Genomic DNA, 18710 nt, shown 5'->3' with positions numbered 1-18710 from the left:
CAGGCGATCCAGCAGCAGCTCGCGGTGCTCTCCACGCAGTCGGCCGCAGTCGGCATCGCATCGGCCCACGCCGCCCAGCGCGCCGACAAGGTGACGTCGGGCGACGCGGCTACCTTCGAAATCGCGGTGGCGAAAACGCGCGCCGACGATGCGACCTCGATCGCGACCTCCATCGCGCATCAGGTGCATGGCGCGATCGGCTTCACATATGAGCACGGGCTTCACTTCGCGACGCGCCGCCTCTGGTCGTGGCGGGCAGAGTTCGGATCCGGTGCCGAATGGGCGGACTGGCTCGGCCGTGAGACGATCACGCGCGGGGCGGACGCCCTCTGGCCCTATGTGACCGCGAGGTGACGGCAGCCGGCCCGGCCTCGGGACGGCGCCGCGAAGTTTCTATTCAGAATGGAGTTACGATCTTGAACGTTACGGAAGCCCTGAAGACACGCATCACCTGCCGGGCCTTTCTCGACAAGCCGGTGCCCGAGGCGACCGTGCGCGCCATTCTCGACGTGGCCAAATGGGCGCCGTCCGGCGGCAATCTTCAGCCCTGGCATGTCTATGTGCTGACGGGCGAGCGGCTGAAGGAATTTCTCGCGATCATCGCCGAGAAACAGAAGACGATGCCCTTCGGCGAGGGCACGGAATATGACATCTATCCCAAGAACCTGACGGAGCCCTACAGGTCGCGGCGCTTCAAATGCGGCGAGGACATGTATGCGACGATCGGCGTGGCACGCGAGGACAAGGCAGGCCGCCTCCAGCAATTCGCGCGCAATTTCCGCTTCTTCGATGCGCCAGTCGCCATCTTCTTCGCCATCGACCGCCAGATGGGGATCGACCAGTGGTCCGATCTCGGCATGTTCGCCCAGTCGGTGATGCTGGCGGCACGCGAGCAGGGGCTCCACACCTGCCCCCAGGAAGCCTGGGCCATCTGGCACAAGACGGTGGCGGAATTCGTGAGCATGCCGCCGGAACTCATGCTCTTCTGCGGCATGGGGCTCGGCTATATGGACGATACGGCGCCGATCAACAAGCTGCGCACCGACCGCGCGCCGATGGAGGAGTGGGCGAGCTTTTCGGGCTTCTGAAGCCGGGCTCTTTCATTCATCGAAGGTTCAGTCTGGGGAAGCTAGAACCGGGGGCATGAAAAGGACGCACGCATCGGCCGTACTGGCATTCTCCGCGATCCTCGCCTTGCTGGCGGGCGCGGAGACCGTGCATGCGGCCCCTTGGTCGCAGGAGCGCTCCTATATCGGCCGGCCGCTGCGGAATTCCGATACGCGCACCGACCAGAATGCGGCGCGGGAAGGCGTGCGCCAAGGCAAGATCCTGCCGCTCGGCAAGGTGCTGGCCAAGGTGCATCAGCGCCATCCCGGCCGCCTCCTAGACGCGCAACTGGTGGACGGCGGAGGCCGCCCGGTCTATCTCATCAAGCTGATGACCGCCGACGGCAGCGTCGCTATCGTCTCGGCGGATGCGGCAACGGGTGAAATATTGGGCTATCGCCAGGGAGGACGCTGAGGCATGAGACTGCTCGTCGTCGAGGACGACCCGGACCTCAATCGCCAGCTCGTGACCGCGCTCACCGAGGCGGGCTATGTCGTCGACAAGGCCATGGACGGCGAGGAGGGACACTTTCTCGGCGATACGGAACCTTATGACGCGGTGATCCTCGATCTGGGCCTGCCGGAAATGGACGGCGTCACCGTGCTCGAGAAGTGGCGGCGGGCGGGCCGCAACATGCCGGTGCTGATCCTCACCGCGCGCGACCGCTGGTCGGACAAGGTGGCGGGCTTCGACGCCGGGGCCGACGACTACGTGGCCAAACCCTTCTTCATGGAAGAAGTGCTGGCGCGCCTCAGGGCGCTTCTGCGCCGGGCGAGCGGCCATGCGACGAGCGAGTTCGAATGCGGCCCCTTGCGGGTGGATACGCGGACCTCGCGGGTCACGGTCAACGGCACGGCGGTCAAGCTCACCTCGCTCGAATACCGGCTGCTCGAATATCTGATCCACCATCAGGGGCGCATCATCTCGCGCACCGAACTCGTGGAGCATCTCTACGATCAGGATTTCGACCGCGATTCCAATACCATCGAGGTCTTTGTCGGCCGGCTCCGCCGCAAGCTCGGCAAGGACATGATCGAAACTGTGAGGGGGCTCGGCTACCGGCTCGCCGCTCCGGAAGATGCTGCCTAGAAGTCTGCACCTCCGCACCGACAGCCTCGCCTTTCGGCTGGTGGCGGGCGCTGCGCTGTGGAGTTCTGTCGTCCTGCTTGCGGGCGGCATCATCCTTTCCTCGATCTTCCGCAATACGGTCGAGCGCTCTTTCGATGCGCGCCTCGAAGTGCTGCTCGGAAGCCTCATTGCCACGACCGAGGTGAACGATCAGCACCAGATCGTCCGCTCGCGCGACCTCAACGAAACGCGCTTCGACTTCGCCTATTCGGGCTGGTACTGGCAGATCGCGCCGCTCGCGCAACGCCTCGCCCTGCGTTCGCGCTCGCTCTTCGACCAGTCGATCGACCTTGCGGAAGGCAAGGATTCGAGGCGAGACGTCTCCGGCGCGCGCTATTTCGATGCGACGGGCCCCGAAAACCAGTCGCTGCGCGTCGTCGAGCGCCGCGTCATGCTGCCGGGCTATGACGTGCCGGTTTCCTTTGCCGTCGCAGGCGACAAGGCGGAAATGGAAGCCGACATCCAGAGCTTCAACAGCACGGTCTTCACGGCGATGGTGGGGCTCGGCGCCGGTATCCTGATCGCGCTTCTCATTCAGGTCCGCTTCGGTCTGCGACCGCTCGAAGGCGTGCGCCGCGCGCTCGCGCAGATCCGTTCCGGCAAGGCGACAAAGCTGGACGGACAGTTTCCAAGCGAGATCGAGCCGCTGGCCGAAGAGATCAACTCGCTCCTCGAAAGCAACCGCGAGGTGCTGGAACGCGCGCGCATGCATGTGGGAAATCTCGCCCATGCGCTGAAAACGCCGCTGAGCGTCCTCACCAACGAAGCGCGCGCCCATCCTGACGGATTCGGCGAGCAGGCCGTCAAACTCGCGGCGAATATGCGTGAACAGATCGACCACCACCTTGCGCGCGCCCGCATGGCGGCATCGGCCAATGTCTTCGGCGCGCACACGCCGGTCGCGCCGACGCTCGCCCGGCTCGCGCGGACGCTCGAACGCATCTATGCCGAGCGAGGCATATCCATCGTTGTCGCATGTCCGGAAGACCTCGGCTTTCGCGGCGAGGCGCAAGACCTAGAGGAGATGGCCGGAAACCTGCTCGACAATGCCTGCAAATGGGCGGCCGCCCGCGTGGAACTCAAGGCCCGGCCGCTTTCAGCGCCACGCAAGGGCCGCCCCGCCTTCATGGTGACGGTGGAGGATGATGGGCCAGGCGTTCCGGAGGAAAAGCGCAAGGCCGCGCTCCGCCGAGGCAGCAGGCTTGACGAAACGAAACCCGGCTCGGGCCTCGGCCTTTCCATCGTGACCGAGATCGCGGAGCTTTATGGCGGCGAACTTCATCTCGCCGATGCCGCGCTCGGCGGGCTTCGCGCCGAACTCGTTCTGCCAGCGGCGAGCGAGTAGGGGCGCGCGGGCGGCGTCAATCTGAACGCAGGATGAATGCACCGTTCAGCGCCTGCTCAAGCGCCGTCCGTCAGGATCAGCTCCGGTTTCAACGATCGATATCGGGGTATCCCATGAAAATCTCTCGCATCGCGCTGGCTGCCGCTCTCGCCGCCACCCTCGCGGGCTGCGCACAGAACGGTTACGGCGGATATGGCGGCTACGGGCCGAAGCAAACCATGGGTACGGTGGGCGGCGCCGTCATCGGCGGCCTTGCCGGTCAGGCGATCGGCGGCGGCACAGGCCGCCTCTGGGCGACGGGCGCGGGCGTGCTGCTCGGCGCGCTCGTCGGCAACAGCATCGGCCAGAGTCTCGACCGCGCCGACCAGCAATATCTCTCGCAGGCGTCCTACCGCTCCTTCGAGAGCGGCGCGCGGACGGAATGGCGCAATCCGGATAGCGGCAATTACGGCTATGTCGAGCCCGGTCGCAGCTACCGGACGAGCGCGGGCTATTGCCGCGAATATCAGCAGACGGTCTATATCGGCGGGCGCGCAGAGCAGGCTTTCGGAACCGCCTGCCGCCAGCCTGACGGTAGCTGGCAGATCCAGAACGGCTGATCGCCGTCGGGAGTGTGCCGAAAATTGAAAAGGCCGCCGTACACCCATCTGGAGTACGGCGGCCAGTTCGGAACGGCTGCGACGCGGCCCGTTATGTTCATCGTTTACAGGGCCGCTCCGTTTGTCGCTCTTGGCGCATTTGTCGCGTTACCCGAGCGGTTTTCGCCGGGTGACGACGATCGTCGTCAGGCGATGAAGTCTCCAGGAGTGTCCGACCTCACCGCGCTCGCGTTACGATCCTCTGTCGCGATCGAAATGCTGGCGATGGCAAACGGTGTCATCAAACCGTTAGACATCAGATCACCTCCTTTCAATGGTTGAACCCAGGACCTTCAGCCTGGGACGCAACGCAGATTCCGTCAAGGAAATGTATGTGAAAGTTCGGCAAGCACAGCATCGAGTGTGCTGAAGCTGGCAGGCTTGCTCGCTTTTTCGCATTTCGGGGAGCGATGTCGCGGCGGATGGAAAGGCACGGCCGGAAGCACCGGCGCACGAGCACGCACGAATCAAGGCTTGGAAGCCGGCGCGGCAGCAGCGATCGCGCCGCCTTCAGCCGGGCCTTCTGCATTGCCCCGCAGCAGGTCGGCGATGGTGGTTCCGTCCAGGATGGCGGCTTCGGCTTCCGAGAGCCGGGTGAAAAGGGTGTCGATCCGCGCTTCATGCGCGAGCGAACGGTCGGGAATGCCGCCTGTCTCGGTGTGCAGGCGGACGGCCTCGATCACATCCGCGATGCGCACGAGTTCCGCCGGGCGGCAGGGTATGAGCCGGCTCGGACGGTCGTTCGAGTGCGTCAGAAGTCCCGCTTCGAGCAGCACTGCCTCTATCCGGTTGACGGCTTCGAGAGGCAGATGGAGCCGGTTCGACACGGTTTCGTCCGTCCACGGCGTTTGCCCCTTCTCGAATGCCTCGTGAACGAGCAGCAGCATGTGTATCGCGATGCGGTCGCGCTGGCGCGTGGTCAGCAGCGCGAGGCCGATGGCGGGCGAGAGGTGACGCCGGTTCTGGAAGTAGAAGGAGATGGCGCAGCCAGCAAGAAGGATGAGCCAGGCGGCATAGAGCCAGATCATGAAGACGACGAGGCTCGCAAAGGCTGAATAGATGGCGACATACTGCGCCGATTTGACGACGAAGGTGGCGAAGGCCCAGCCCGTCGCGCCCCAGACGACACCGGCGACGCTCGCGCCGACCAGTGCCGCGCTCCATGTGACGCGGGTATTGGGGATCATCATGTAGATGAAGGCGAACATGCCGATCAGCACCGCATAGGGCACGATGCGGCTTGTCTGGGCGATGAGGAAGCGGAAGGGCTCCGCCTCCGCAAGGCCGCCCAGAAAGGAGTGCGAGAGCGTGCTTGCCATGATGCCGATCGCCGTCAGCACGACGATGGGGCCGAGGACGCCCATGCCGATGATTTCGGTGAACTGGCGTGTGAGCGAGCGGCTCGCCGTGACGTGCCAGATGCTGTTGAACGCTTCCTCGATCTTGTTGACCATCGAGATCACGGTGTAGAGGAGGAAGGCGAAGCCGACCGTGCCCAGCACATTCGCATTGACCCGGCCGACGAACTCCATCACCCGCTGGGTGATCTCCTTGCCCTGCTCGCCGAGCGGGCCGAGGAATTCGACCAGCATGCTTTCGAGATAGCTGTCGAAGCCGAAGGCGCGAAAGATCGCAAAGCCGATGGCGAGCGCGGGGACCAGAGACAGCAGCGTCGTATAGACGAGGCTCATGGCGCGCAGATTGAGCCTGCCGTCGATGAGGTCGCGGGCAACCACCCAGACGATACGGCCGGCCTCGATCAGGCCAACACGCCAGAGGGGCGCTTCTTCGAGAGGCTCCTCCCACAGAAGCGCGCGCAGCCGGCCATAGATCGAAACCGCATTCAGCATGAAGACGATGCTAGCGGTGCTGGTGCAAATTGAAAGGCCCTCCCGGGGGAGGGCCTTGAACTCGAGTGGGGGGCGGGATCCGCCGCGGATGGACCCGTCTCAGCTGAGAACGAGATTTTCCGCCGAGAACCGGCCGTTGCGGCCTTCGACCAGTTCGTACTGAATCTTCTGACCTTCCTTGAGAGCCTTCTGCCCGGCCCTCTCGACGGCCGAGATATGGACGAAGACGTCTTTGCCACCATCTTCCGGCGCAATAAATCCATATCCCTTAGTGGCGTTGAACCACTTCACAACTCCAGTAGCCATATTGCCTAGATCGCCTCGTCGTGAATTGAAGAATGACGCCGGTTTCAATGACGCCAGTCGTAAACGCTAGCACTTTCTCCAATTCCGGCCTACCGAAAATATGGGCGCAAACCTGCCCGATCCGGGCCCTTCCGGGGGGTGAGACCCCGTGAAGATATTGTTAAACATGGCTGGCTAAGCTTCTCTCCAGACGCTGAATTCCGGAGGCCGGCCCATGTTGGCCCGGTCGTGATTTTCTACACGCCATGCTGCGTGCCGGACTGTTGAAGGGCCATGGATACCAAGAACGCCGCCCCCCTTGTAGAACGCCTGAACGACTATCTGTCGCGGCTCTCGCCGTCGATAGCGGCGAAACTCGCCCAGGGTCTCGAGCGGGAAAGGCTGCGCGGGGCGAACGGCCTGCCTTACGACCTCATTCTGTCCTCGATCCGGCCGTTGCTTGCCAATGTCGGCGGCGCGCGGATCGGCACGCCGGGCCCGGAACGCCTGTTCTGCATGCCCTTCGCGGACCTGCTCGTCGACCGCTTTGACCCGACCTCGTCTCGCAAGCAGATCAGGCGCGGCTCTATCGCGCCGGTCTGGCTCTGGCTCGAGAAGGAGCTGCTGCCGGATACGCTGCCCGACATCATCCGCCGCCTTGTCGCGCAAACGCTCGAGACGGACGAGGCCGCGCGTGGCGGCACGCTCGCGGTTCTCTATGCCACCTGCTCGACAGCCATCCTGGCGGCGGTGGATGCGGCGCGGCGCGACACGGCCGAGCGGCGGAAGATCGAGCGCCTGCTGGGCGGCGAGCACGTTCTCGACGACGCGCTTGAAATGGCCCGCGCGCTTTCCGTCGCGAGCTTCATGCTCGCCGTGCACAAGGAACTGCCGAGCCGGATCGCGGACTTCGACGAGGCGCTGGTCGCAAGGGTAGGTGAAATCTACAACGAGGCCCGCCATGCCTCGATGGAGAACGGCATCTATGTGCCCTTCGCCGTGATGGCGCGGCTCGAGGAGCCCTGGCAGATATTGAGGCTCGCGCGAAAGCTCGTGGGCTTCGGCAACGATGCCGCGGTCAGCCGTTCCGGCCTGGCCGAGCTTGGCGAGATCTTCCTGCGCGAACTCGAGAACATCGCCGACACGATGAGCAAACGTCGCGTGGGGACGAGCGACCTCGACGAGATGCGCGTTCAGATCGGGCGCTTCGCCGAAGTTTCGCAAGGCTTCATCCGCGAGATCGACATTCGCCGCTGCAGCGACTGGGGGCACAGGATTCTCGCGGCCCGCGCGCGGCTCTCGGCGGCGATTGCCGAGGAGATGTCGCGGTTCGAACTGGAGCTTGCCCGCGCGCTGCCGCTGCACCAGATCGGAAGCTATGGAAAGAACGGGCCGCGCCGCCCGGATGTGACGAAGGCGCCGAATTTCAGCAGGGCCGAGCGTGCGGCCGCCTGCCTGCGCTTCGTGACGGAAGTCTGCCCCTCCGTGGAATCCATCGGCGCACAGGCTCACTGCAAGACCGTGCATCAGCAGATCGAAACCTATCTTCAGTCCTATGAGGATGGGCTCATCGAGGAATTGCGGCGCTCCAAGGGCGCGGAGCGGGCCAACGCGCAAGCCTATCTCGACATCGTCGTCGGCTACCGGGAGGTGATGGGCGCCGCAGGTATGGCGCAGACGCTGCGCCGGCGCGGGCAGGTTGCCGCCGCCGCTCAGGCGTCCTGATCGCGCTCAGGCGCGAAGAAACTCCTCTTCATAGGCGAAAAGGCCGGGCATACCGCCCGTATGCAGGAAGACGAGCGCCTCATCGTCCGCGAAGCGTCCGGCACGAATGAGGGCGAGGAAGCCCGCCATCGCCTTTCCCGTATAGACCGGATCGAGAAGGATGCCTTCCTTTCGAGCGACGAGTTCGACGGCCTCGACCATGGCCGCTGTCGGCATGCCGTAGCCTTCGCCGAGAAATCCGTCTTCGAGGTGAACCGCATCCCTTGGAGGCGCAGGGATGCGCAGAAGGTTCGCCGTCTCGGTGGCGAGCTTGTGGATGCCGTCGGCCATGGCCTTCGTATCGATGCGATAGACGTTGATACCGTGAATGGCGGGGCCTTTTCCGCGCAAGGCCGCGCCCGCGATGAGGCCGCCTTGCGTGCCACCGCTCGACGACGCATGGACAATGCGCGCCTTGCCGATGCCGAGCGCGTCGAGAGCGTCGGCGATTTCCCCATAGGCGAGCGCGTAGCTGAGCGAGCCCGTCGCATTGGAGCCGCCGGTGGGCACGAAATAGGGCTTGCCGCCATCGGCTTCGATCTCGGCCATGACCGATCTGATCGCCGCGACGGCATCGGTGCCCGGCTGCACGATCCTGACTTCGGCGCCGAGAACCTCATCGATCAGCAGGTTGCCGGAGCTGCGATAAAGCCTGCCCTCGTAAGGCACGATGTCGAACAGCACGAGCACGGATCGAAGCCCCGCCGCTGCTGCGGCGGCGGCCGTCTGGCGCGCATGGTTCGATTGCAACGCGCCGGTCGTCACGATCGTGTCGGCGCCCTGGGCGAGGGCCTCTCCGATCAGGAATTCGAGCTTGCGCGTCTTGTTGCCGCCGCCTGCAAGGCCGGTGCAGTCGTCGCGCTTGATGAAGAGGCGCGGGGAGGGTGCACCGCGCTCTGAGATGGTGCGGGAAAGCTGCGTCATCTCGGTGAGCGGCGTCGGCAAATGGGCGAGCCGGAAACGGGGAAAGGGCGAAAACTCCGCGGACATCACACCACACCTTCGCCGCGGAATTTTTCGATCTCCGCTGGCCCATAGCCGAGGGCGGCAAGGATCTCATCCGTGTGCTCGCCGAGAAGCGGCGCGCGGCCCCGCAGCGTGCCGGGCGAACGCGACAGGCGCACCGGCGTTTCCATCACCGGCGCGGGCTTCGGCATTCCAGGAAAGGCAAGGGGGTGGAGATATTGCATGGCATTGATATGCGGATCGTCGAGCGCCTGCTGGGGAGAGAGCACCGGACCCGCGGGAATGCGCGCCTTCTCGAGTTCGGCAAGCGCATCTTCGGTCGTCCGGCTCTCGGCCCAGCGCGCCGTCCGCTCCGACAGGATGACGCCATGGTCGCCGCGTGAACTGTCATCCTTGAAGCGCGGATCGGAAAGCCAGTGGTCCTCGCCCATGAGCTTTGCCCAGCGCTTGAAGAGCGGCGCGCCGATGACCTGCACGAGAATCCAGCCATCCTTCGTCCGCACGATGTCGGCGGGGCCCGCGTAAGGACTTTTGTTGCCGATCGCGACGCGGTTGATCTTGCGCAGATCCTGCTCGATCAGATGGAAGTTGAAATAGGCGAGCGCCGTGGAAAGGAGCGCGCCCTCGACGACCTGCCCCTTGCCAGAGCGCGCCCGCTCCATCAATGCGGCGAGCGTGCCGAAGGCGGCGAGCGACGCCGTTCCGAAATCGACCCACGGGGCGTAGCTCTTCACGGGCTCGTCGGGATGGCCGGTGAGATAGGCCGCGCCGACCATGGACTGCGCGACGCCGTCGAAGCCCGTTCGCTCGCTATAGGGTCCGCCATGCCCGAAAGCCGAAACGGTGGTGAGGATGATGTCCGGCTTGACCGCGCAAAGGCTTTCATAGTCGAGACCCATCGCCGAAAGCGTGGAGGGGGGCAGGTTGGCGACCACCACATCCGCCGTCGCCACCAGCCGCTTGACTATGCCGCGCCCGGTTTCGGTCATGGGATCGAGCGTCAGGCCGAGCTTGTTGCGGTTCATCTGAAGGAACATAGCGCCTTCGCCGCCTTCGCTCGAAGCGGCGCCGGGAACGATGGGCTGCACGAAACGGTCCTCGCTGCCCTCGCGCTTCTCGATGCGGATGACCTCGGCGCCGAGGTCGCCCAGCAGCGCGGCGCAATAGGGCCCGGCGATGTACCTGCCGAAATCAAGCACCCTGATACCGCTGAGGATGCCACCGCCTTCACCTTGCGCCGTCATTTTCGTCTCCTGATCCCTGAGCGGCCCTTTTTCGATCGGGCCTTGGTCTGCGGGCACGATAAGCGGCACGGCGCGCTGATGAAAGTCCCGCCTTGAAACAGGAATTTTGCCATTTGTTTAGGCTTTATCCCTAGAGTTGCCGCCGCGTTGGGCAGGCGACACATGCGTCGCCGGGGAGGCCTCGTGGAAAAGTCAGCGGTGGCGCAAATCTCAATGCCTGCGAAATTGCCCGTACCGGGTGTCGAGCGGGCCTATCTCTGGAGCGGCGAGTTCGCCGATCCGGAAATGGAAGCGCATTTCCGCAACGCGAGCTGGAACGAGACCGTGGAGCGGATGCGCTTCCTTCAGCCATGCGTGCTGCTCTTTGCCGCCTGGGGTTTCGTCGACTACTACATTTTCGGACCGTCACTGATTTTCGTAGCTCTCCTTGCGGGCCGCCTCGGCGCCATCGTCATTGCCCGCATGCCGATCGTCTTCTTCGCGGCGCGAGAGAGTTACAAGGCGTTCTACGCCAGCGTCAGCTTCGTTCAGGCCTATATTTTTTCCGTCTTCCTCGTGCTGGTCGGCGCAGGCGGGATGACAGCGGCGGATCACGCGCTCGGCGCCGTGATCTTTCTTGCGGCCTTCTATTTCGGTACTCCCAACCGGCTCGTCTACAACCTGCTCATATCGCTGTTGTCGACGGCCGGCCTTGTCGCTCTGCTTGCGACCTATCCGGAAATGACGCTGCAATCCTTCATCACGACCTTGTCGCTGCTGGCGATCGTCAACGGGGTCGGCGTCCAGTCCGTGCGCGTCGCCAGCCGTCTGCGCCGCAATACATTCCTGACGCTGATGCATCAGCGCGAGACGAACGAGCAATTGACGAAGGAAATCGCCGTTCGCCAGGAGGCGCAACGCGCCGTCCGCGCGACGGAAGAAAGTTTCCAGAGCATCTTTCTTGCCGCGCCGCTGCCTCTGGCGCTCGTCGATACGGTCACTTTCCGCGTCATGCAGGCGAACAAGGCGGCGCTCGATCTCTTCGGCCTTCGCGAGAGCGAGGCGTCGAGCGTCGATGCGCGAGATTTCTTCGTCGACGATGTCGTTCGTGACCAGCTCAGCAAGGCGGCCGTGCCGCAGAAATCGCGCAAGCCCCTGGAGGTGTGCCTTCAGGGCGCGCATGGCGAAATCATCTGGGCGCATATCTCCGCCGCGCTCATCAGGTTTCACGGGCTTCCTGCCTATCTCGTCGGCCTTCAGGACGTGACCGCCCGGCACAAGGAGGCGGAGGCGCTGCGCGAGGCGCGCGATCAGGCCACGGCTGCCAACCGGTCGAAGTCGGAATTCCTCGCCAATATGAGCCACGAGCTGCGCACGCCGCTCAATGCGATCATCGGCTTTTCGGAGGCGCTGGAGCGCGAGCTTTTCGGGCCCGTGGGAAATCCCCGCTACCGCGAATATGCCGAGGATATTCACGATAGCGGCGTGCATCTGCTGAACCTGATCAACGACATTCTCGACCTCTCGAAGATCGAGGCGGGCCACTTCAACCTGCATGAAGAGGAAGTCGAGCTCGATCATATCGTCGCCTCGGCATGCCGCATCGTCCGCCCCCGCGCCCAGCAGGCGTCGATCAGGGTCGAAACGTCGCTGCCGACGCCGCCAGTCGTGCTGCTGGCCGACGAGCGCGCGCTCAAGCAGGTCCTCATCAATCTGATTTCCAATGCGATCAAGTTCAGCTCTGACGGCGACGCGGTGCGCGTGGAAGCGAACATCGATGCGGACGGCCTCCGCATCGCGGTGATCGATCAGGGTATCGGCATCGCCGCGGATGACATTCCCAAGGCGCTCGAGCCCTTCACGCAGATCGACGGAACGCTCTCGCGAAGCCATGAAGGCACGGGCCTCGGTCTGCCATTGGCGAAACATCTGGCTGAGCTGCATGGCGGCTCTCTGACGATCGAGAGCACGCCGGGGCAGGGCACGACGGTCAATGTCGACCTTCCGGCTGACTGTCTCGTCGCTCGCCGAGCAAGGATTCACGCAGTCTAGGCGCGGGCCGCGCACCTTTGCTGCTGGACAGCGCCGCCGCGCCGGGATAGAACCGCCGCCTTTTCGCGACAGTATTCCTCTTGTGCATTGCCGTGACCGGCGCGGGGCCCCTTCCTCGCCCGTCAGACGAATGCGAGGTGAACCCATGTTTATCGGCCTCGATTTCGGCACGACGAACAGCGCGCTCGCGCTGGCGCCGGCCGAAGGACCGGCGGGCCTCGTGCCGCTGGTTCACGACGGAGCGGAATTCCAGACCTTCCGCTCCATTCTCTATTTCGACGCGAATGAACGGGACCGGAACGGCAGACCACAAGCCTCTGCAGGCCCCGCCGCGATCGATGCCTATCTCGAGCCGGGCTCGGAAGGGCGTCTGATCCAGTCGATCAAATCCTATCTGGCAAACCCCGATTTCTCCTCAACCAACATTTATGGGAGCCGCTACTCGCTCGAGAACCTGATCGGCTTCGTCGTCGCACGCATGATCGATGCGGCGCCGCTGGCGGATGATCTCATCGGGAAGCTGAAGGCGTCGCCCGTTGTCGTCGGGCGGCCGGCGCGTTTCGTGAGAAACAGCTTCGGGGAAGCGCGGGCGGAGGCGGATGATTTCGCCGTGACCAGGCTCCTCGCTGCGCTCAAGGGCGCGGGGCTCCCCGATGTGCATTTCGAGTTCGAGCCGGTTGCGGCGGCCTATGCCTATGAAGCCAGCCTCGAGCGCGACGAGCTTGTGCTCATCGGCGATTTCGGTGGCGGCACGAGCGATTTCTGCCTTCTGCATGTCGGGCCGGGCTTCCGGCGCATCAGGGATCGCGCGGAGACGATCATCGGAGTTTCGGGCGTCGGGCTGGCAGGCGACGCTTTCGATGCGCGGATCGTCGAGAATTGCATTGCGCCGAAGCTCGGCCGCAACTCGTCCTATGCGAGCACCGGCGGAAAGGTGCTGCCCATGCCGGCCTGGCTATATGACAGCCTGAAGCGCTGGCACCAGTTGAGCTTCATCAACACCTACAAGACCCGGAAGATGCTCGAGGAAATCCTCTCGGGGGCCGACGCGCGCGCAATGATCGAGGCGCTCAGCTATCTCATCTCCGAGAACAAGGGCTTCGACATGTATCGCGCAGTCGAGGCCGCGAAGGTGAGGCTCTCAGCCGAGCCTGAAACCGGCCTGACCTTCAGGAACGGTCCTATCGATATAGAGACGAGGATTGCGCGCGCCGATTTCGAGCGCTGGATCGCGCCGGAGCTTGCCGATATCGCAGCTTGTGTCGACGGGTTGATGGAGAGCTCGGGCATCGCCGCCGAAAAGGTCGACCGCGTGTTCCTGACCGGTGGCTCGTCCTTCATCCCGGCCGTGCGGGCGCTCTTCGCCGAACGCTTCGGTGCCGAAAGGCTCGCGGGTGGCGGCGAACTCACCTCCGTGGCGACCGGCCTTGCCCTCTCGGCGCGTCAGCGCTTCATGGCCTGAACCGCGCCGATGACCGGCCTGCGGCGCCAGGGCGCTTTGAGCTTTTCGGCCGAACCTCTATACAAAGGCATCGAATTTTGGGCGGCCCGCGCCGGGCTTCAGCCCGGAGGCGGTCATCCTTGTCTGAAAATGTCTCAGAAATGCTGCTCTGGCTGTTCTTCGCCGCGATGACGGCGGCGGTGATCGTCGCCATACTTCGCCCGCTCACCCGCCGCATGGAGGCGGATTTCGGCCGCCAGGAAGTCGACCTCTACAAGGATCAGCTCGCGGAAATCTCGCGCGATCTGGAGCGCGGCGTGCTTGAGCCTGCGGAAGCCGAGGCGGCAAAGGTCGAGGTGTCGCGGCGTCTGATCGCGGCGGCTGACGGGGTCGAGAAAAGGAAGGCGGCACGCGGCGGCGGACGCGCCCTGACCGGGAAATTCATGGCCATGGCGGTCATCATCACCGTTCCGGCCTTCGCGCTCGTGACTTATCTCATGCTGGGTTCGCCCGAACTTCCCGATCAACCCTTCAAGGCGCGCATGTCCGCTCCCGTCGAGCAGTTGCCGCTCGAGGCACTGGTGTTGCGCGTCGAGCAGCATCTGAAAGAGGACCCGCAGGACCTTCGCGGCTGGGAGGTGCTCGCGCCCGCCTATATCCGCCAGCAGAAATATGCCGAAGCCAAGGCCGCGTGGAGCAGGGCCATCGCCCTTGGCGGCGAGAATGCGGGCCGTCTTGCGGCGCGTGGCGAAGCGGCGGTGCTCGAGGCGGGCGGCGTCGTCGTGCCGGCGGCGCGACAGGATTTCGTGCGCGCGGCCGCGCTCGACCCTCGTGAGCCCCGCACCCAGTATTATCTCGGCCTCGCCGAGATCGAGGACGGCAAGAAGGACGCCGCGATCAAGCGCTGGAAGGCGCTCCTTGCATCTGCCTCCGCCGACGCATCCTGGCGGCGGAGCGTCGAGGCCGAACTCGCCGCGCTCGAAAATCCGGGGCAGGCGGCGCCGGGACCGAGCGCCGAACAGGTCGGCGCGGCAGCGCAAATGTCGCCAGAGGCCCGCCAGGAGATGATCGAAGGCATGGTCTCCAATCTCGCCGCGCGCCTCGAGGAAGCGCCCAACGATTTGCCCGGCTGGCTGCGCCTCATCCGCGCCTATGGCGTGCTCGGCAAGCGGGTCGAGGCCGATGCCGCGCTTGCTCGCGCGCGCAAGGCCTTCGCCGCTGACGCATCGGCGCTTGCGAGCCTCGACGAAGCCGAGAAAGCTCTGCCCACGAAGTAACCCCCGCTCCTGACCGCCGCGCCAGAATGGCTGATCGGCTGGACAGGAGGCGGAAATGCTGTCGGAACTTCAGAAGCAGGCGGCGCAGGCAATCGTCAACATCTTCGAGACGGGCCGCGCACAGGGCGACCATGCGCGCCTGACGCTGGCGCCGGGCGATCCCGGCCATCTCACTTACGGGCGCTCGCAGACAACGCTGGCAAGCGGCAATCTCTATCTCCTCATCAAGTCATATTGCGAAATGGCGGAAGCCGCTTACGGGCGGGCACTGAAGCCCTATCTGCCGCGTCTTGCGGCGCTCGACCTCACGCTCGACCACGACCGGACCTTTCACGCGCTTCTCCGGCAGGCGGGCAGCGACCCCGCCATGCGGGTCGCGCAGGATTCCTTCTTCGACCGCGCCTTTTGGGAGCCGGCCACGCGCGCGGTCTCCGCACTCGGCTTCGCCACCGCCCTCGGCACGGCGATCGTCTATGACGGCTTCGTCCACGGCTCGTGGAGCGCGATGCGCGACAGGACGGCCGCCAGACATGGCGGGCCCGCGGCGCTCGGCGAAAGGAAATGGGTCGAAGCCTATGTGAGCGAGCGGCGGAACTGGCTCGCCAAGCACAGCAATGGGCTTCTTCAGCGCACGGTTTATCGAATGGATGCCTTTGGCACGCTCATCGCGGCGGAAAACTGGCCGCTCGATCTCCCCTTCACGGTTTGCGGCGTGGCGGTGGATCGCGCCGCGCTCTCCGGCGGTGCGGCAGCGCGCAATCTGCGCCTGACGCATCCGCCCATGACCGGAGAGGATGTGTGCGCCTTGCGGCAGGCTCTCGCGCGGGAAGGGTTCACGGCCGATCAGGACGGCGTTTTCGACGAAGGGCTCGACCGCATGCTGAGAGCCTTTCAGATGGACCGGGGCATCGCCGCCGATGGCATCGCAGGACCGGCGACGCGGGGTCATCTCGGGCTTTGAGGTGGGGGCGCCGGGCTTCCGCGACCATTTGGCGTTTTCGGCGGGGCGCGTCCGGCTATATCTTCCGCGGCAAATGGACGCCTCGGAGCCTCTGCCGGAAAGTTGCAAGCTCTCCGCATCAATTCATGCGCCGGATTGATTGGTTTGAGCGCGATCTTGTCGTAAAACCGCCGCCACCATGCGGATCGCGCTCTGGTGAGGCGTAAGTACGGGGACGAGCATGACGCGCAAGCAGCGCCGCGCCGCTTTCATTGCCGCCGGTCTTGGAATTCTCGGAGTGGCCGTCGCGCTGGTGCTCTTCGCCATGCGCGACAACATCGTTTTCTTTTATAGCCCTACAGAAATTGTGGAAAAGGGGATCGAGCCCGGCACGAGATTCCGCCTTGGCGGCCTCGTCGAGAACGGTTCGGTGGAGCATACTGGCCCCGCGACCATCGCTTTCGAGGTGACGGACCTCCAGACGAAGCGGCGGGTGACCTATACCGGCGTTTTGCCCGATCTCTTCCGCGAGGGGCAGGGCGTCGTTGCCGAAGGTGTGATGGGGCCGGACGGCGTTTTCGTTGCCGACTCGGTTCTTGCCAAGCACGATGAGAAATACATGCCGCCCGAAGTCGCCAATGCCTTGAAGGCATCGGGCCGCTGGGAAGAAGGCGAGATCAAGGACGAGAAGGCTGAAGGCACCACAAGATGATCGTTGAACTCGGCCATTTCGCGCTCGTTCTCGCGCTTGCCGTCGCCCTTGTGCAGATGATCGTGCCGATGGTGGGCGCGCAGCGCGGCGACAGCGGCCTCATGGCCATTGCGCGGCCGGCGGCGTTGGTTCAGTTCACGCTGCTTGCCATCGTCTTCGCCGTTCTACTCCACGCCTATCTCACCTCCGACTTCTCGGTGAAGGTCGTCGCCGAGAATTCGCATACGGCAAAACCGCTCATCTACAAGATAAGTGGCGTATGGGGGAACCATGAGGGCTCGATGGTCCTCTGGGTGCTGATCCTCGCTCTTTACGGGGCGCTGGTTGCGCTGTTCGGCGGCAATCTGCCCGAGGCTTTGCGCGCGCGCGTTCTCTCCGTGCAGGCCTCGATCGGTGTCGCCTTTCTCGCCTTCATTCTCTTCACCTCGAACCCGTTTGCCCGCCTCGATCCGGCGCCCTTCGAAGGCAGCGGCCTCAATCCGCTGCTTCAGGACCCGGCTCTCGCCCTTCACCCGCCATTCCTCTATGCGGGCTATGTCGGGCTTTCCATGGCCTTCTCCTTCGCCATCGCGGCGCTCATCGAAGGCAGGGTCGATGCGAGCTGGGCGCGATGGGTGCGGCCCTGGACGCTCGGCGCGTGGCTGGCGCTGACGCTCGGCATCGCGGTCGGCTCCTGGTGGGCCTATTACACGCTCGGCTGGGGCGGCTTCTGGTTCTGGGATCCGGTCGAGAACGCCTCGCTCATGCCGTGGCTCGTCGCGACGGCGCTGCTCCATTCCGCGATCGTTGCGGAAAAGCGCGGCGCGCTCAAAAGCTGGACCATCCTGCTTGCGATCTTCGCCTTCTCGCTGTCGCTCATCGGCACCTTCCTTGTCCGCTCGGGCGTGCTGAATTCGGTCCACGCCTTCGCCAACGATCCCTCGCGCGGCGTCGTCATTCTCGGCATCATCTTCTTCTTCGTGGGCGGCGCGCTGTTGCTCTATGGCTGGCGCGCGCCCGTACTGAAGGCCGAAGGGCTCTTCGCCCCTTTGAGCCGCGAAGGCGCGCTGGTGGTGAACAACCTTCTGCTCGCCGCGGCGACGGCGGCCGTCTTCATCGGCACGCTCTACCCGCTGTTTCTCGATGCGCTGGGTGGGCCGAAGATCACGGTGGGCGCGCCCTTCTTCAACCTGACCTTCGTGCCGCTGATCATTCCGCTTCTTTGTCTTGTGCCATTGGGGCCGCTGCTCAAATGGAAGCGCTCCGACCTTGTGGCGGCGACCGAGCGTCTGATGGGGGCGGCGGCGGCCGCGCTCATCGTTGCCGTGCTTATTCTGGCCTTCCGCAGCAAGGGCCCGTGGCTCGCGGCCCTCGGCATGGCGCTTGCCACATGGCTCGTCGCGGGCGCCTTCTTCGAGGTCGCCTGGCGTATCGGCCTCTTCTCGGTGCCGCTCGGCGAGAGCTGGCGCAAGGCGCGTCGCCAGCCCCGGGCGTCCTGGGGCATGGCTCTCGCACATGGCGGGCTCGGCATCGTCGTTGCCGGGATCGTCGGCATGACGGCCTGGCGGCAGGAACTGGTGACGGCCCTCGAGGTCGGGCAGAGCGCGGAGCTGGCGGGATATACTCTCACCCTCGACAAGGTGGGTATGCGCGAGGGGCCGAACTATCAGGCGCTCGTCGGCGTCGTGAACGTCAAGCGCGACGGCCGCCACATCGCCTATATGATGCCGGAGAAGCGGAACTTCCCCGTCGAGCGGCAGGAGAAGACGGAAGCCGCCATTCGCACGACGGGCTTCTCGGACCTCTATATCGTCATCGGCGAGAATAACGGGAAGGGCGCCTGGACGATCCGAGCCTATGAGAACAGCTTTGCGCCCTGGATCTGGGCCGGCGCGATCATCATGGCGTTTGGCGGCATCGTCTCGCTCACCGACCGGCGCTACAGGGTCGGGGCGCCCGCCAGGGCCCGTGCGCGCCTCTCGGCCGCGCCTGCGGAGTGAACC

At 64.7% G+C, this 18710-nt stretch carries 18 protein-coding genes; 14 read left to right on the top strand and 4 right to left on the bottom strand.

The window, feature by feature from the left end; all coding sequences use genetic code 11:
• The 7 genes from PKA57_RS04950 to PKA57_RS04920 all read left to right on the top strand — a co-directional run.
• A partial coding sequence (locus tag PKA57_RS04950) for an acyl-CoA dehydrogenase family protein (protein WP_324298097.1) occupies positions 1-354 on the top strand: 354 nt, incomplete at its 5' end.
• Positions 355-416: 62 nt separating this feature from the next.
• A complete protein-coding gene (locus PKA57_RS04945) occupies positions 417-1088 on the top strand; it encodes a nitroreductase (RefSeq protein WP_324298095.1) in 672 nt (223 codons plus the stop codon).
• A 55-nt stretch (positions 1089-1143) separates the two neighbouring features.
• Positions 1144-1521 (top strand): PepSY domain-containing protein, encoded by a 378-nt coding sequence (locus tag PKA57_RS04940; RefSeq protein WP_324298093.1) that lies wholly within the window; start codon positions 1144-1146, stop codon positions 1519-1521.
• Positions 1522-1524: 3 nt separating this feature from the next.
• Positions 1525-2196 (top strand): response regulator transcription factor, encoded by a 672-nt coding sequence (locus PKA57_RS04935; protein ID WP_324298092.1) that lies wholly within the window; start codon positions 1525-1527, stop codon positions 2194-2196.
• Complete coding sequence (locus tag PKA57_RS04930) at positions 2186-3580, top strand: ATP-binding protein (RefSeq protein WP_324298091.1); 1395 nt, start codon at positions 2186-2188, stop codon at positions 3578-3580. The genes PKA57_RS04935 and PKA57_RS04930 overlap by 11 nt, the downstream gene beginning before the upstream one ends.
• 113 nt (positions 3581-3693) lie before the next feature.
• A complete protein-coding gene (locus PKA57_RS04925) occupies positions 3694-4179 on the top strand; it encodes an RT0821/Lpp0805 family surface protein (RefSeq protein WP_324298090.1) in 486 nt (161 codons plus the stop codon).
• A gap of 93 nt (positions 4180-4272) precedes the next feature.
• Positions 4273-4500: a hypothetical protein gene (locus PKA57_RS04920; RefSeq protein ID WP_324298089.1), complete on the top strand. Its 228-nt coding sequence runs from the start codon at positions 4273-4275 to the stop codon at positions 4498-4500.
• Between the two features lie 185 nt (positions 4501-4685).
• Here the strand turns inward: PKA57_RS04920 and PKA57_RS04915 are convergent, their stop codons facing one another.
• Both PKA57_RS04915 and PKA57_RS04910 read right to left on the bottom strand, forming a co-directional pair.
• Positions 4686-6068 (bottom strand): YhjD/YihY/BrkB family envelope integrity protein, encoded by a 1383-nt coding sequence (locus PKA57_RS04915; RefSeq protein WP_324298087.1) that lies wholly within the window; start codon positions 6066-6068, stop codon positions 4686-4688.
• Between the two features lie 99 nt (positions 6069-6167).
• Complete coding sequence (locus PKA57_RS04910; RefSeq protein WP_324298085.1) at positions 6168-6374, bottom strand: cold-shock protein; 207 nt, start codon at positions 6372-6374, stop codon at positions 6168-6170.
• A gap of 273 nt (positions 6375-6647) precedes the next feature.
• On the opposite strand from PKA57_RS04910, the gene PKA57_RS04905 reads away from it, so the two are divergent.
• Positions 6648-8078: a hypothetical protein gene (locus PKA57_RS04905; RefSeq protein ID WP_324298083.1), complete on the top strand. Its 1431-nt coding sequence runs from the start codon at positions 6648-6650 to the stop codon at positions 8076-8078.
• A gap of 6 nt (positions 8079-8084) precedes the next feature.
• Here PKA57_RS04905 and PKA57_RS04900 read toward each other — a convergent pair whose 3' ends face one another.
• Positions 8085-9107, bottom strand: coding sequence for a D-cysteine desulfhydrase family protein (locus tag PKA57_RS04900; RefSeq protein ID WP_324298081.1), 1023 nt, complete (start codon positions 9105-9107; stop codon positions 8085-8087).
• Entirely contained in the window at positions 9107-10327 is a 1221-nt protein-coding gene (locus PKA57_RS04895) for a CoA transferase (protein WP_324298079.1), read from the bottom strand. Before PKA57_RS04895 ends, PKA57_RS04900 begins: the two co-directional genes overlap by 1 nt.
• 213 nt (positions 10328-10540) lie before the next feature.
• On the opposite strand from PKA57_RS04895, the gene PKA57_RS04890 reads away from it, so the two are divergent.
• The 6 genes from PKA57_RS04890 (at position 10541) to PKA57_RS04865 (ending at position 18707) form a co-directional block, all read left to right on the top strand.
• Positions 10541-12358, top strand: coding sequence for a PAS domain-containing sensor histidine kinase (locus PKA57_RS04890; protein WP_324298077.1), 1818 nt, complete (start codon positions 10541-10543; stop codon positions 12356-12358).
• A 145-nt stretch (positions 12359-12503) separates the two neighbouring features.
• The gene (locus PKA57_RS04885; RefSeq protein WP_324298075.1) at positions 12504-13820 is read left to right on the top strand and encodes an Hsp70 family protein; all 1317 of its coding nucleotides are present in this window, start codon (positions 12504-12506) and stop codon (positions 13818-13820) included.
• Between the two features lie 119 nt (positions 13821-13939).
• Positions 13940-15076 carry a c-type cytochrome biogenesis protein CcmI gene (ccmI, locus tag PKA57_RS04880; protein WP_324298073.1) on the top strand — a complete coding sequence of 379 codons (1137 nt, stop codon included), beginning with the start codon at positions 13940-13942 and terminating at the stop codon, positions 15074-15076.
• A 55-nt stretch (positions 15077-15131) separates the two neighbouring features.
• Complete coding sequence (locus PKA57_RS04875; protein ID WP_324298071.1) at positions 15132-16037, top strand: peptidoglycan-binding protein; 906 nt, start codon at positions 15132-15134, stop codon at positions 16035-16037.
• 220 nt (positions 16038-16257) lie between these two features.
• Entirely contained in the window at positions 16258-16728 is a 471-nt protein-coding gene (gene ccmE / locus PKA57_RS04870; RefSeq protein WP_324298069.1) for a cytochrome c maturation protein CcmE, read from the top strand.
• Entirely contained in the window at positions 16725-18707 is a 1983-nt protein-coding gene (locus tag PKA57_RS04865) for a heme lyase CcmF/NrfE family subunit (protein WP_324298067.1), read from the top strand. The genes ccmE and PKA57_RS04865 overlap by 4 nt, the downstream gene beginning before the upstream one ends.
• The last annotated feature ends 3 nt before the right edge of the window (positions 18708-18710 follow it).

It is taken from the genome of Parvibaculum sp. (assembly GCF_035325945.1).
Taxonomy (GTDB): domain Bacteria; phylum Pseudomonadota; class Alphaproteobacteria; order Parvibaculales; family Parvibaculaceae; genus Parvibaculum.
This window is presented reverse-complemented; position numbering and strand designations above follow the sequence as displayed.